This window comes from Nakamurella flavida (genome assembly GCF_030811475.1).
GTDB lineage: Bacteria > Actinomycetota > Actinomycetes > Mycobacteriales > Nakamurellaceae > Nakamurella > Nakamurella flavida.
In genome coordinates this window covers 1,100,224-1,113,759 of record NZ_JAUSQV010000001.1, presented here as the reverse complement: position 1 = coordinate 1,113,759, position 13,536 = coordinate 1,100,224, and the positions used below count along the sequence as shown (strand labels likewise).

The window sequence follows — 13,536 nt, the reverse complement described above, 5'->3', positions numbered from 1 at the left end:
GACCCGGCGGGGGCGGGTGGCTCAGGAGATGACCCCGGCCCGCATGGCCAGGGCCACCATGTGCGCGCGGTCGCCGGTGCCGAGCTTGCGGCCGATCCGGGCGAGGTGGCTCTTCACGGTGAGCGCGGACAGCGAGAGGCGGTCGCCGATCCACTTGTTCGAGCGGCCGTCGGCCACCAGTCGGATGACCTCGATCTCCCGGGAGGACAGCTCGTGGATGCTGCTCGGGATGCTGGCCGCGGCCGGGTTGGCGCGCCGACCGATGAGGACACCGCTGACCCCGGCGCCGACGGCGTCGATGACCGGACCGATGTCCGCGGTGGGGGCCAGGGCGACCACGCGATTCCACCCGGAGCGGCGCAGGGTGGTGATGAGCTCCGGTGTCTGCGTCCCGAAGGTCAGGCTGACCAGGGCCAGATCACCGCCGGTGGACTCCGCGGCGATCTCCTGCACGGCCTCGAGGGACCCTGCTTCCTGGATGCGCCCGATACCGATGTCGGCCAGGCTGGCCTGCAGTGATTCCCGGGTGGCGCGATCGGGATCGACGAGCAGGACGGTGGCTCCGCGCAGCGGCACACCTCCGGTGGCGGGTGCGGCATCGTGCACCGGGGTCCGTGGCGAGGGCAGCAGGCCGTTGACCGGCAGCTCACGCGCGCTGTCGGGCGAGTGCATCGCCGCCGACAGACCGATGGACGGTGTGGTCATGCGTCCTCCTCGAACCGGTCGAAGCCCGGCCGACCGGTCCTCGTCCCGCCGGGGCGGGGCGTCCGTGTCGTCACTGAGCACGGGATGCGATCACCCAGTCGGCGGCCGGGGGGCCGTCGCTGTGCAGACCACACGCGTCGAGGTGGGGGCGTCCTGAGCTGACCCAGGGTAACCGATCAGCGTACGTTCGGGGGGCCGATCCGTCCGATTGTGGTCACTCCCTCAGGTGGTAACCCGGCTGCCGCAGCCAAAAGGTTCCCGAATGCCTGGAGGTGTAGGCCAGTTCGGGGGTCCGGGGTCCACGAAGCGCGAAGTTCGAGATCGTCGACCCGGTGCGGCCCGGAGATGTCACCGAATCGGGTCGAGGAGGTCGCCGTCACGGTGCCGCCCAGGGCCGAGTAGTCCGCGCCGGTCTCGGCCAGCGCCTCGACCAGCCAGCTCCAGGCGACCTCGGGCAGCAGCGGGTCGACGGCGATCTCCGGATCGACCTCGCTCGTCGCGAAGACCACGATGCGCAGCGTGCCGCCCCATGCGTCCACCCCGTCGGGGTCGTGCAGCAGGATCAACCGACCGGAGGCGATCTCGTCCTCCCCGTCGGGGGCGGGGATGGTGGCCGACATCGCGTGCGACCACGGCGCCAACCGCCCGGGTGCCGGGAGGGTGCCGATCTCGATCTCCCGGCGCAGGACAGCGGTCTGCAGGCCGGCGACCGCCTCCTGGAAGGCGATCGGGCCGGCCGGGTCGACCGGGGTCAGCGGCTGCGCGGACACGCTCATGACCGGACCCTACGGCCGCGTCATCGGCGTGTCGGGGACGCAACGCCGGTGGGCGGGTGGCGTCGGGCCGCTGTCACCCGGCCGTGGGGGCCAGGGTCAGCGACACCGAGTTGATGCAGTAGCGCTGGTCGGTCGGGGTCGGGTACCCCTCGCCCTCGAAGACGTGGCCCAGGTGCGAGTCGCACCCGGCGCAGCGCACCTCGATGCGGACCATGCCCAGCGTGCGATCCGTGATGAGGGTGACGTTGTCCGACTCGGACGGCGCGTAGAAGCTCGGCCACCCGCAGTGCGACGCGAACTTGGTCTGGGAGCGGAAGAGCTCCACGCCGCACGCGCGACAGGAGTAGACGCCCTCGGTGGTGGTGTCGGTGTACTCACCGGTGTACGGGCGTTCGGTGGCGGACTCACGCAGGACGGCGTAGGCGAGCGGGTCGAGCTCGGCGCGCCACTGCTCCTCGGACTTGACGGTCTTGGGCTGGGACATGGCGTCCACGGTACGCACGGGGAGCGCGGCGACCGGGTGCGATCAGGGCGGGCAGAGGGTGTCCCGGGCCGGCGCCCGGGCGGTGAGGAGGTACCCGTCGACCGCCGCGGTGACGCACGCCGAGGCCGGGTAGCTCCCGTGCCGGCCGGACTGCCAGCTCACGGCGGTGCCCGGGGCGAGTTGGCCGGTGACCGCCTGCACGCCCACGTACGGGCTGACCGGGTCGCCGACGGCGCCGAGCACCACGATCGGCGCGGCGCCGGTGGCCCGGACGGTTCCCAGGGCCACCTCCGGCGCCGGCCAGGACGAGCACAGTGCCGCCCGGCCGACCAGGTACGGACCGAACAGAGGAGCGGCGGCGCGGGCCTGCGTGAAGGCGGCGGCGAGGGTGTCGCCGGTGAGTCGTTCGGCGGAGTCGTTGCAGGCGTACAGCAGCAGATCGCTGGTCAGCTCGGCCGAGTCGCTGCCGCCCTGCTGCAGGTACAGCCGGGCGGTCAGTGCGGACGGGTCGCCGATCTGTGCGCCGGCCAGGTCGTCGGCCAGGGCCGGCCAGCCGTCCGGGTCGCCGAGCTCCGTGGACAGCAGCAGCAGCACGCCGCCGCCGGTGAGCTGCCCGCCGCGGCCGTCGGCGGCGTCCAGGCTCTGCACCAGGCCCTGCACCGCGGCGCGCGGGTCGTCGCCCAGGGCGCAGCCGCCGGGGAACCCGGGACAGGCCGCGGCGAACGCGTCCAGGGACCTCTCCAGGGCCGCGCCGGTGGTCGCCGCCCGCTGACCGGGGGTGGCCGCCGGATCCCACGGGCCGTCGAGCACCACCGACCCGACCCGGCCGGGATACCGGTCCGCGTAGACGGCGGCCAGCGTGGCGCCGTACCCGCGACCCAGCAGAGCCAGGGTGGGAGTGCCGAGTGCGGCTCGGACGGTGTCCAGGTCGTCGGCGGCGAACGTGGTGTTGGCCTGGGTGAGCCCGGGGCCGACCAGGTCCGTGCAGTCGAAGGCCAGCGACCGCGACAGGGCCGTCACGGCGGCCGCGCCGGCACCGGTGGACGGGTCGGCGGGGAGGCCGACGAAGCCTGCCTGGTTCGTCTCCGACACGCAGTCGGTGGCCGACGAGGCCCCGGTGCCGACGAGATCCACGGTGACCACGGCGTACCCGGCCTGCAGGTCCGGGCTCAGTGCGGCCGCCTCCTGCGCGACGGCCGACCGGCCGAGGCGGCCGGGGTCGTCGCGGAGCACGACCAGGGTCGGGGCGTCGTCGGGCAGGCCCGGCGCCCGCGCCCGGGCGATCTCCAGGAAGAACGAGTCGAAGCCGCCGGAGTCGTCCCGGGCCACCTGGACGGACGCGCAGTCGACCGCGAACGCCGCGCCCGCCCCGTCCGCCGGCACCTCCGGGTCGCACGTCGTCCACTGCACCGGCGCCGATTCCCGCCCCGAACCGCCCGGGCCCACCGGGACCGAGCTGCCGGTGGTCGCGGCCGACGTCGGCGGCGGGAGCTCGCCACCGGGCCCGGAGGTGGCCAGCTCCGGCCGGGTGGACGGGCCGATCGAGCAGGCGACCGCGCCGGTGAGCAGGGCCGCGGCCAGCGCGAACGCGGCGAGCGGGCGGACCCGCCGTCGGCGGGGCGTCCCGGCCCGCGGACTCGGCACAGCGGGGATCGGGGCCACCCAGCCATCCCATCACGGCCCGGCGCGGGGGTTCCGTCCGCGCAGGTCGGGACGGGGGCGGTGCGGACCGCCCGGTGACCTCGGACTCACGGCGCCGGGCGGGACGCACTGGAGCCCTAGGGTGACCCGTCGTGTCCGTCGTGCATCTGGCCGATCAGGCCCCGGTCGTCAGCCCGGACGAGTTGATCGCCGGTCTGGTCCCGCCGCTGCGGTTCGCCCAGGCCCGGTTCGAGACCTACCGGCCCGACCCGGCCGAGCCCTCGCAGAGCCGGGCGAAGGAGGCGTTGACCGCCTTCGCCGACCGGATCGCCGCCCCGCCGAGGAAGAAGTGGTTCGGCCGGGCGGAGCCCGAGGCCGGTGCGGTCTACCTGGACGGTGGGTTCGGCGTCGGCAAGACCCACCTGCTCGCGTCCACCTGGCACCGCGTGCCCGGCCCCAAGGCCTACGGCACCTTCGTGGAGTACACCCACCTGGTCGGCGCACTGGGCTTCGCCACCACCGTGCAGCGCCTCTCCGGGCACAAGCTGCTCGCCGTCGACGAGTTCGAGCTCGACGACCCGGGCGACACCATGCTGATGACCCGGCTGCTCGGCGAGCTCGCCGACGCCGGGGTCTCGCTGGCGGCCACCTCCAACACGCTGCCCGACAAACTGGGTGAGGGTCGGTTCGCCGCCGAGGACTTCAAGCGCGAGATCCAGGCGCTGTCCTCCCGGTTCGACACCCTGCGGGTGGACGGGCCGGACTTCCGGCACGCCGGGCTGGCCGCCGCGCCCGCCCCGGTGTCCGACGCCGACGTGCAGCTGCGGGCCGGGTCGACACCCGGGGCCAGCCTGGACGACTTCGACGCGGTGACCGCCACCCTCGGCCGGCTGCACCCGTCCCGGTACGGCCGCCTCGTCGACGGCGTCTCCGCCGTGCACCTGCGCGGGGTCCGGCCGCTGACCGATCAGGCGGTGGCGCTGCGCTGGGTCGTCCTCATCGACCGGCTCTACGACCGCACGGTGCCGGTGGTGGCCTCCGGGGCGCCGCTGGACCAGCTGTTCTCCCCGGAGATGATCGCCGGCGGTTACCGCAAGAAGTACCTGCGGGCCACGTCCCGGCTGCTCGCGCTGGCCCGGGAAGCGGGCTGACCACCCGGCTGTGAGCGGAACGTCAGGCCCGGGTCGGCCGGCGTGGTCGGATGCGGGCGCGTCTGGCAGGCTCCCGGCATGGCGACCTCCGGGCATGATCACCCGTCCTACAGCGAGACCTTCGCCCTGCCCGCGGGGCGCCCCGCGCTGAGCGATCTGCCCACTCGGGCGACCCCGGTGGGGCCGCAGTCGAAGAAGGACGCCGCGGCGGCGTTGGCCGAGCTGGCCCCCACCCTCGAGGGCCTGCAGGAGCGGCTGTTCGCGCAGTCCACCGCGGGTGCGCAGAACCGGCTGCTGCTCGTCCTGCAGGGCATGGACACGTCCGGGAAGGACGGCGTCGTCAAGCACGTGCTGGGCCTGGTCGACCCGGGCGGGGTGTCGCTCGCCTCCTTCAAGTCGCCGACGAAGGAGGAGCTGAGCCACGACTTCCTCTGGCGCATCGAGAAGCAGGTCCCGCCGGCCGGGGTGATCGGGGTCTTCAACCGCAGCCACTACGAGGACGTGCTCATCGTCCGGGTCCGCAACCTGGTCCCGGAGCCGGTGTGGCGGGCGCGGTACGGAGCCATCAACGACTTCGAACGACGACTGACCGGTGAGGGCGTCACCGTCGTCAAGTGCTTCCTGCACATCTCCGCCGACACCCAGCTCGAACGTCTGCGCGCCCGACTCGACGACCCGACGAAGTACTGGAAGTACAACCCGGCCGACGCCGCCGAGCGCGCCCTGTGGCCGCGTTACCAGGACGCCTACGCCGACGCCCTCGCCGAGTGCTCGAACCCGGACGCCCCGTGGCACGTCATCCCGTCGGACCGCAAGTGGTACCGGAACTGGGCCATCGCCGCGCTGCTCACCGAGAAGCTCGCCGAGCTCGACCCGCAGTACCCGCCGCCGGCCTACGACATCGGCACGGAGAAGGACCGGCTCACCGCCCTGGCCGACGTCTGACCACCCCGAGGTGTCGCCGGTCACTGTGGCCCGACCCGGCTCGCGGGAGCGGGAGAATGGGGGAGTGACCGCCGCCGACCTCCGCCCGCCCCCCACGGGGTGGACCGTCGTCGTGCCGGTGAAGTCGACCAGCCGCGGGAAGTCCCGGCTCGACGTCGACCCCGCCGTGCGGCCGGGCATCGCGCTGGCCATGGCCCGGGACACCCTCGCGGCGGTGACGGCGGCCCGGTCGGTGGGCGCCGTGCTGGTCGTCGCGGGCGACCCGGCCGACGTCCCGGCGCTGATCGGCGACAGCGACCGGGCCGTGCTCCTCGACCCGGTGGACGATCTCAACGCCGCCATCGCCCTCGGCGTCCGCCAGGCTGCGGCCCGGGGGGCCACCCGGATCGCCGTCCTGCCCGGGGACCTGCCGTCGCTCCGTCCGGTCGAACTCGACGCCGCGCTGACCCTCGCCGCGCACCATCCCCTCGCCGTGGTCCCCGACCAGGACACCCTGGGCACCACCCTGCTCACGGCCACCGATGTCCGGTTGCTCGTCCCGGCGTTCGGCCTGCACTCCTTCCGTCGACACCAGGACGCCGGGGCCGTTCCGCTCGACCTGCCGGCCGGCTCCGGTCTGCGCCGGGACGTGGACGAGATCGACGATCTCCTCCGGGCCGGCGGGACGAACACCCTCGCCGCGCTGCGGGACGCCGGCCTGCTGCCGTGTGCGGCGGCGGCCCGGTGACCGCCCTCACGCCATCCACCGGTGAGCGGGCGGGCCGGGGGTACCGTTCAGGCGTGCCTCGACGATTCCTGAGCCCCGGGTGGGTGGTCGGCCACGTCGTCGTCCTGGCGGCCGTGCTGACCTGTCTCCGCCTCGGCTGGTGGCAGTGGGATCGGGCGCACGCGAGCACCGGGACCGGCCAGAACTACGGCTACGCCCTGCTCTGGCCCGCGTTCGGCGCCGCGTTCATCTACATGTGGACCCGCTTCCTGCAGCTGGAGCAGCTCAAGGACGCCGAGGACGCCGACCGCGTCGACGCCGAGTCGACGGAACTGTCCGACGACGAGTTGGCCGCATTCACCGGCGACGGCTCGGACGACGAGGAAGAGGCCGCCCTCGACCGCGCCGAAGCGGCCGAGGCCGCGCGCCGCGAACGGCTGCAGCGCCCCTCCGAGGGCGTCGTGGTCGGTGTGGCCACGGTGGGCGCCGAGGACGACGACGACCCCGAGCTGACCGCATACAACAGGGCGCTGGCCGCCCTGGCCGAGGAGGACCGCCGCCGTGCCCGTTGAACCCCGTCAGGACGACGCCCGTCAGGCCGGCCAGGACGAGGCAGTGACACCCGCGGCCGCCCCCGGTCGTCCCACGGTCGCCACCCGCAAGCCCGGCGGGCCGGTGCCGGCGAAGATCCGCAAGGCCCTCGGCCGGTACCGCATCTCGGCGTTCGTCGTCGGCTGGGGCCTCATCCTCCTGGTGCTGGCCATGGTGCTGAAGTACGGCTTCGACATGGGCCAGTTCGTCGCCATCTGGGGCCCCATCCACGGGGTGCTCTACGTGGCCTACGTGCTGCTGGCCTTCGACCTCGCCTACAAGGATCGCTGGTCGTTCGTCGGGATCCTCGGCGTGCTGCTGGCCGGGGTCGTCCCCGGGGTGTCGTTCCTGGCCGAGCGCCGGGTGCACCGGCGCGTGCTGGCCCGCCTGCCCATCTGACGATCCGCCGGCGGACTGCTGTCAGGCCTCCGCGGAGTTCGTCCGGCCGACGGGGGGGTGCCCCCGGGCATCCAACGCACGGACCCGCGTCACCCGCGATGCTGGTGTCATGACCGAACCCCGTGTGCAACAGCTCCGTGTCGTCGTCGTGGCCGAGACCGACCAGGACTACGAGGCAGCCGTGGCCTTCTACAGCGATGCCCTGGGCCTGGCCGAGTCGGCCGCGTTCGCCGAGGGCGGTGACGACCGGGTGGTGATCCTCGACGCCGGCCGGGCCACCCTGGAGATTGCCAGCCCTGCCCACCACCGGGCCATCGACCGGGTCGAGGCGGAGGGGCGGCCGAGTCCGCGTATCCGGCTCGCGTTCGAGGTGCAGGACACCGCGGGGTGCACCCGGGAGCTGGCCGGGGCCGGTGCCGACGTGGTGGCCGAACCGGTGATGACTCCGTGGCGCTCGATCAACGCGCGGTTGGCGGCCCCGGCGGGGCTGCAGATCACCCTGTTCCAGGAGACGGAATCCGCCGAGGTGCGGGCGGCCCGGACCGGCTTCACCCGGGAGAGCGAGCGGGACTGACCCGACCCGGGACACGCGAAAGGCCCCGGAGCGGACTCCGGGGCCTTTCGCGACATCTGGTGGGCGATACAGGGATTGAACCTGTGACCTCTTCCGTGTCAGGGAAGCGCTCTCCCGCTGAGCTAATCGCCCGGGACCGGCCCGGTGAGGACCGTCGTGGAGGTGGGAACGGGATTCGAACCCGTGTACACGGCTTTGCAGGCCGTTGCCTCGCCTCTCGGCCATCCCACCGAGTGAGGCTCTGGGGTCAGATCCTCTCCGAGCGGACGACGGGATTCGAACCCGCGACCCTCACCTTGGCAAGGTGATGCGCTACCACTGCGCTACGTCCGCTTGTGCCTCTCACGTCCCCGGGGGGTCGTTCCTGGCGCTCGTGAACTCTAACCGACGCGGAGGGGTGCTCCAAACCGCGTGGTGGTCAGAGCTCCAGGCTGGGGTCCGCCACCGCCTCGGGCACCGGGAGGACGGACAGCAGGGTGAGCTCGTCGCCCAGGTCGAAGAACGTGTTCTCCTGACCGGCGGGCACCGCACCGAGGCAGCGGCCGAGGAAGGCGAGGACGTCGTCGCGGTCGAGCAGCAGCACCGCCTTGGAGGAGACGCCGTGCAACTCCAGGACGACCCCGTCGTCCGTGGGGTGGAGACGGACATCACCGAGGCCGGCCGGCATGAACGCGCCGGTGACGACCAGGTCGCGGGCGAACTCCCAGGACACGGCCGGGCTCTGATCGAGCGAGAGGACCAGCTGGACGGCGTACGGGTCCGACGTGCGGTACCGCAGCTCGGCGCGCAGGGGCGGGTTGTCGGCCGCGGACACGAGCGTGGCGCGGGCCTCCCCGGAGATCACCCGGTGGGCGGGGCGGTGCGGGTGGAGCTGACCCATGACTCGTCCGTCCTGTGGCCTCGGGAGGTAGGTAACTGGCCTGTCGTCGCCCGGGCCAGGGATGTTGCAGGAAGGACGCACATCCGTGGCGCAGGTCACCTCTTCACCGGAGATTCACCCGTTGGAAGGATCATGCCGACCCGCCTTGTCGCTGCGACGAGCCCGTCACCCGTCCAGGACGGCCCGGCAGCAGGGTCCGCGAGCAGGGGGCGAGCGGGTGGCACGGCGGGTGGCCGGAATCAGGTAGTGTTGGCGAGCCTGCGAACGGCCCCCCAGCCGTCAGCAGCGAGCATCACCTGCAGGGCGATTAGCTCAGGGGGAGAGCGCTTCGTTCACACCGAAGAGGTCACTGGTTCGATCCCAGTATCGCCCACCACAATCGGGTGCCGGGGTCTGTCTCCTCCAGGAGGCAGGCCCCGGTTCTCGTTCTGGTCCGTTGTCGTCAGCTGCTCGCCGCCCGTGGACGAACCCCGCGCAGGGACCGATTGACGGACGCGCCGGAGCACGCCGGGCAGAGTCACGACGACGGTACGGCCGTACCCGAGGGCGCCCGGCGGACGGCGTTGATCTCGGCCCCCAGGAGCAGGCTCACCATCAGGAGATAGAGCCAGGTCAGCAGGATCAACCCGCCTCCCATCGATCCCAGGGCCGGGCTGAATGGTGCGGCCACGGAGACGTACAGAGGGAGCAGCCCCGTCGACACGGCCCATCCGATGACGGTGAAACCCGCCCCGGTCAGTCCCGATCGTCGTCGACGACGACCGCGGGGTGTCTCCTGGGCCAGGAGCACCATCGCGAGCCCGAGGATAATCACCCCGACGAGGGGCCATCGAGCCCACATCCAGATGGTGTCGGCGATTTCGCCCACATGGTCGCGCCCGACTCTCCGGCTGTGACCGAAGAGCGGTCCGAGAGTGAATCCGGCCAGGATGACGTTCCCGATGACCAGCACCGAGACGGCCAGCACGGCCGCCCGTACCCATTCGCGGCGCGGGCTGCGGGGGGCGACGCCCGCGATGGCGGCGAGCGCGCGTTGCAGCGACCGCATGCAGCGGGTCAACAGGAAGACCGCGGCCAGGGTTCCGATGCCGAGCAAGCTGCGATCTGTGGTCTGCAAGAGCGAGTCCGCCGAATCGGCGGCCACGCTGCCTCGACTCGTCAGCACGACCCGGAGCAGTCGAGCGAGATCGGCCGACACCAGCTCGGCTGCGTCGCCGCCGAAGAGCGGACGTTCGATCCGCAGGACGGCGATCACGGTGAGAACGGTCGGTACCAGGGCGAGTGCGGCGAAGAACGCCGATTCGGCTGCACGGCCGGTGACGTAGTCCTGGCCCGCCGCGCTCGAGACACGGCGGACGGCGAGAACGAACCGCCGGTGTGCCGGGCGGCGGACAGCTGGGGCGCCCTCGGCGCCGGGTGACGGGTGAGGTGCAGGCCGAGGGGGTCCACCGCCGGTCATCCCGATCCCTTCCCCTCCTGGTGGGATCCACGACACGCAGTCGCGGGTGTCGACGACCGACCCCTGACCCCGGGTGGTGAGTCCTGGGAATGGGCTGTCACCGGTACCCGGTGACGATAGGCGCGGAAGTTCCGTCGCGGGCTTCCCGTGTGCGAGGTGTCGAGTGCACGGGAAGCCGCGTCGCCCCGGGGAACGGTCTGGTGGAACGGCGGACGGGGTCGGTTCCCCGCGGGAGAGCCCCGAGCCTCGTCGGCGGCAGGTCCGACGGGGCGGCCGGAAGCGATGCCTCAGGTCGGCGGTGCCGGGCCACGGCTCCGGGAGCCGTCCGGGACTGCGACTAGCATCGGGACGCCGAGCGGATGGACCCTTCGATGGGAAGCACGCGCGGCGTCGCGTCCCGCTGTCCGATGCGTCCGTCCCCCCACGTCTTCCAGCCCGACCGAGGAGTCCACCCGTGTCCAGCCCTGCCGACGTCCTGCCCCCACCCATCGTGCGGGTGCCGGCCGGGACGACCGCCGGCGCCGCCGTGCGCGCGGCCGGCCTGCCCGGTGGGGACCAGGCGATCGTCGTCGTCCGGGTGGACGGACAGCTGCGCGACCTCTCCTGGACCGCGGACGTCGACACCGACGTGCAGGCGGTGGCCGCCGACACCGCGGACGGTCGCTCGGTCATCCGGCACTCCGCCGCCCACGTCCTGGCCCAGGCCGTCCAGGAGCGCTTCCCGACGGCCAAACTGGGCATCGGCCCGCCCATCACCGACGGCTTCTACTACGACTTCGACGTCGAGAAGCCGTTCACTCCGGAGGATCTGCAGGCGCTGGAGAAGCGCATGAAGCAGATCGTGAAGGCCGGCCAGCGGTTCTCCCGCCGGGTGTACGCCTCCGTCGAGGCCGCCCGCGAGGAACTGGCGGACGAGCCGTACAAGCTCGAGCTCGTCGGGCTCAAGTCGGCGGTGGAGCAGGGCAGCGCCGACGCGGGGGAGAGCGTCGAGGTCGGCGCGGGCGAGCTGACCGCATACGACAACCTGCACGCGCACACCGGCGAACGGATCTGGGGCGATCTGTGCCGGGGCCCGCACGTGCCGACCACCCGGATGATCCCGGCGTTCTCGCTGACCCGGTCGGCCGCGGCGTACTGGCGCGGCAAGGAGACGAACCCGCAGCTGCAGCGCATCTACGGCACCGCCTGGGAGTCCGCTGAGGCCCTGCAGACCCACCTGGAGCTGCTCGCCGAGGCGGAGCGACGCGATCATCGCCGGCTCGGCGCCGAGCTCGACCTGTTCTCCTTCCCCGACGAGCTGGGCTCGGGCCTGCCCGTGTTCCACCCCCGCGGCGGGATCGTCCGGATGGAGCTGGAGCAGTACTCCCGGCAGCGGCACGTCGAGGAGGGCTACGAGTTCGTCAACACCCCGCACATCACCAAGGGGCGGTTGTACGAGATCTCCGGGCACCTCGACTGGTACCGCGACGGCATGTTCCCCGCCATGCACCTGGACGCCGAGACCGTCGTCGACGACAAGGGCGTGGAGACCGTCCGCAAGCCCGGCCAGGACTACTACCTCAAGCCGATGAACTGCCCGATGCACAACCTGATCTTCGACGCGCGGGGCCGCTCCTACCGCGAGCTGCCGCTGCGGTTGTTCGAGTTCGGCAGCGTCTACCGGTACGAGAAGTCCGGCGTGATCCACGGGCTGACCCGCGTCCGCGGGATGACCCAGGACGACGCGCACATCTACTGCACCCGCGAGCAGATGCGCGACGAGCTGACCAGCCTGCTCACCTTCGTGCTGCAGTTGCTGTCCGACTACGGCCTGGACGACTTCTACCTCGAGCTGTCCACCCGCAACCCCGAGAAGTCGGTCGGCTCGGACGAGGTCTGGCAGGAGGCCACCGACACCCTCGCCGAGGTCGCGCAGGCGTCCGGGCTGAGCCTTGTGCCCGATCCGGGTGGGGCCGCGTTCTACGGCCCGAAGATCTCCGTCCAGGCCCGCGACGCCCTGGGTCGCACCTGGCAGATGTCCACCATCCAGCTCGACTTCAACCTGCCCGAGCGGTTCGGCCTGCAGTACACCGCGCCGGACGGGACCAAGCAGCAGCCGGTGATGATCCACCGCGCGCTGTTCGGCTCCATCGAACGGTTCTTCGGGGTGCTCACCGAGCACTACGCCGGGGCGTTCCCGGCCTGGCTGTCCCCGGTGCAGGTCGTCGGCATCCCCGTCGCCGACGCGTTCGCCGACCACCTCCAGGGTGTCGTCGGCAAGCTGAAGGCCCAGGGCATCCGGGCCGAGGTCGACCACTCCGACGACCGCATGCAGAAGAAGATCCGCAACCACACCACCGGCAAGGTGCCGTTCATGCTGCTGGCCGGCGAGCGGGACGTCGAGGGTGGCGCGGTGTCGTTCCGCTTCCGCGACGGCACCCAGGTCAACGCGGTCCCGGTGGACACCGCCGTCGCCGCCATCACCTCCTGGGTGAAGCGCCGGGTGAACGCCTCGCCCACGGCCGAGCTGCTGGACCTGGGGCAGACCGGGGCAGCCGGTGAGTGACGACGGGGCGGGCGGGCGGGCTGCGGACGACCCGTTCCGGCAGGACGGCATCGGGGTCGACGACGGGCTGATGCGCCTGTGGGCGCCGCACCGGATGGACTACGTGGCGGGCGGGGCGAAGGTCGAGCCCGGCGCCCCCAGCTGTCCGTTCTGCCGCATCCCGGGCCTGTCGGACACCGACGGTCTCGTGGTCGCGCGGGGCGAGCACGTCTACGGCGTGCTCAACCTGTACCCGTACAACCCGGGCCATCTCATGGTGGTGCCCTACCGGCACATCCCGGACTACACCGACCTGACCACGGCGGAGTCGGCGGAGTTCACCGCCTTCACCCAGCGGGCGCTGGCCGTCCTGCGGTCGGTGTCCGCACCGCACGGGTTCAACCTGGGCATCAACGCCGGGGCGGCCGGCGGCGCCGGCATCGCCGAACACCTGCACCAGCACGTCATCCCGCGCTGGGGCGGCGACGCGAACTTCATGCCGGTCATCGGGCACACCAAGGTGCTGCCCCAGCTGCTCGCCGACACCCGCGGGTTGATCGCCGGGGCCTGGGCGCCGCTCGGCGACTGACCCACCGGCCGGCACACCCGACAGTCCGCGCCGGGACCGCCGGCCGGCACCGCCGCGGCGGGCGTGGACGGCCTCGTCGGCGCCGACGGCGACTATCGTCGGCAGACACGTT

Annotated in this window: 14 protein-coding genes and 4 tRNA genes; 9 read left to right on the top strand and 9 right to left on the bottom strand. The window is 72.6% G+C overall.

The features are described from left to right. Nucleotides 1-21: 21 nt before the first annotated feature. From J2S58_RS04990 to J2S58_RS04975, 4 genes are all read right to left on the bottom strand, one after another. Nucleotides 22-705 carry a helix-turn-helix transcriptional regulator gene (locus J2S58_RS04990; protein ID WP_205257539.1) on the bottom strand — a complete coding sequence of 228 codons (684 nt, stop codon included), beginning with the start codon at nt 703-705 and terminating at the stop codon, nt 22-24. A 176-nt stretch (nt 706-881) separates the two neighbouring features. Continuing rightward, nucleotides 882-1,481 carry a DUF3000 domain-containing protein gene (locus J2S58_RS04985; protein WP_205257538.1) on the bottom strand — a complete coding sequence of 200 codons (600 nt, stop codon included), beginning with the start codon at nt 1,479-1,481 and terminating at the stop codon, nt 882-884. 73 nt (nt 1,482-1,554) lie between these two features. After that, nucleotides 1,555-1,965, bottom strand: a complete 411-nt coding sequence (gene msrB / locus J2S58_RS04980) for a peptide-methionine (R)-S-oxide reductase MsrB (RefSeq protein WP_205257537.1) — start codon at nt 1,963-1,965, stop codon at nt 1,555-1,557. A 42-nt stretch (nt 1,966-2,007) separates the two neighbouring features. Continuing rightward, nucleotides 2,008-3,609, bottom strand: a complete 1,602-nt coding sequence (locus J2S58_RS04975; RefSeq protein ID WP_205257536.1) for an alpha/beta hydrolase — start codon at nt 3,607-3,609, stop codon at nt 2,008-2,010. 149 nt (nt 3,610-3,758) lie between these two features. Here J2S58_RS04975 and zapE point away from each other — a divergent pair, with 149 nt between their 5' ends. The 6 genes from zapE (at nt 3,759) to J2S58_RS04945 (ending at nt 7,972) form a co-directional block, all read left to right on the top strand. After that, nucleotides 3,759-4,757: a cell division protein ZapE gene (gene zapE / locus J2S58_RS04970; RefSeq protein ID WP_205257535.1), complete on the top strand. Its 999-nt coding sequence runs from the start codon at nt 3,759-3,761 to the stop codon at nt 4,755-4,757. A gap of 78 nt (nt 4,758-4,835) precedes the next feature. Further along, a complete protein-coding gene (locus J2S58_RS04965) occupies nt 4,836-5,702 on the top strand; it encodes a PPK2 family polyphosphate kinase (RefSeq protein WP_205257534.1) in 867 nt (288 codons plus the stop codon). A 64-nt stretch (nt 5,703-5,766) separates the two neighbouring features. Continuing rightward, a complete protein-coding gene (cofC, locus tag J2S58_RS04960) occupies nt 5,767-6,429 on the top strand; it encodes a 2-phospho-L-lactate guanylyltransferase (RefSeq protein ID WP_205257533.1) in 663 nt (220 codons plus the stop codon). 53 nt (nt 6,430-6,482) lie between these two features. After that, on the top strand, nt 6,483-6,980 hold the full coding sequence (locus tag J2S58_RS04955; protein WP_205257532.1) for a hypothetical protein: 498 nt from the start codon (nt 6,483-6,485) through the stop codon (nt 6,978-6,980). After that, complete coding sequence (locus J2S58_RS04950) at nt 6,970-7,398, top strand: DUF3817 domain-containing protein (protein WP_205257531.1); 429 nt, start codon at nt 6,970-6,972, stop codon at nt 7,396-7,398. Before J2S58_RS04955 ends, J2S58_RS04950 begins: the two co-directional genes overlap by 11 nt. A 109-nt stretch (nt 7,399-7,507) precedes the next feature. Then, nucleotides 7,508-7,972 carry a VOC family protein gene (locus J2S58_RS04945; RefSeq protein WP_205257530.1) on the top strand — a complete coding sequence of 155 codons (465 nt, stop codon included), beginning with the start codon at nt 7,508-7,510 and terminating at the stop codon, nt 7,970-7,972. 57 nt (nt 7,973-8,029) lie between these two features. On the opposite strand, the gene J2S58_RS04940 is transcribed toward J2S58_RS04945, so the two are convergent. From J2S58_RS04940 to J2S58_RS04925, 4 genes are all read right to left on the bottom strand, one after another. Further along, nucleotides 8,030-8,104, bottom strand: a tRNA-Val gene (locus J2S58_RS04940). 25 nt (nt 8,105-8,129) lie between these two features. Then, nucleotides 8,130-8,203, bottom strand: a tRNA-Cys gene (locus J2S58_RS04935). Between the two features lie 30 nt (nt 8,204-8,233). Further along, nucleotides 8,234-8,305, bottom strand: a tRNA-Gly gene (locus tag J2S58_RS04930). Nucleotides 8,306-8,390: 85 nt separating this feature from the next. Next, nucleotides 8,391-8,852, bottom strand: coding sequence for an SsgA family sporulation/cell division regulator (locus J2S58_RS04925; protein WP_205257529.1), 462 nt, complete (start codon nt 8,850-8,852; stop codon nt 8,391-8,393). A 301-nt stretch (nt 8,853-9,153) separates the two neighbouring features. Here J2S58_RS04925 and J2S58_RS04920 point away from each other — a divergent pair. Beyond that, a tRNA-Val gene (locus J2S58_RS04920) sits at nt 9,154-9,228 on the top strand. A gap of 141 nt (nt 9,229-9,369) precedes the next feature. On the opposite strand, the gene J2S58_RS04915 is transcribed toward J2S58_RS04920, so the two are convergent. Continuing rightward, the gene (locus J2S58_RS04915) at nt 9,370-10,311 is read right to left on the bottom strand and encodes a YihY/virulence factor BrkB family protein (protein ID WP_205257528.1); all 942 of its coding nucleotides are present in this window, start codon (nt 10,309-10,311) and stop codon (nt 9,370-9,372) included. A gap of 454 nt (nt 10,312-10,765) precedes the next feature. On the opposite strand from J2S58_RS04915, the gene thrS reads away from it, so the two are divergent. Together thrS and J2S58_RS04905 are read left to right on the top strand one after the other, a co-directional pair. Beyond that, complete coding sequence (gene thrS, locus J2S58_RS04910) at nt 10,766-12,856, top strand: threonine--tRNA ligase (RefSeq protein WP_306826417.1); 2,091 nt, start codon at nt 10,766-10,768, stop codon at nt 12,854-12,856. A gap of 70 nt (nt 12,857-12,926) precedes the next feature. Continuing rightward, nucleotides 12,927-13,424 carry an HIT family protein gene (locus J2S58_RS04905; protein WP_205257650.1) on the top strand — a complete coding sequence of 166 codons (498 nt, stop codon included), beginning with the start codon at nt 12,927-12,929 and terminating at the stop codon, nt 13,422-13,424. Nucleotides 13,425-13,536 lie beyond the last annotated feature (112 nt).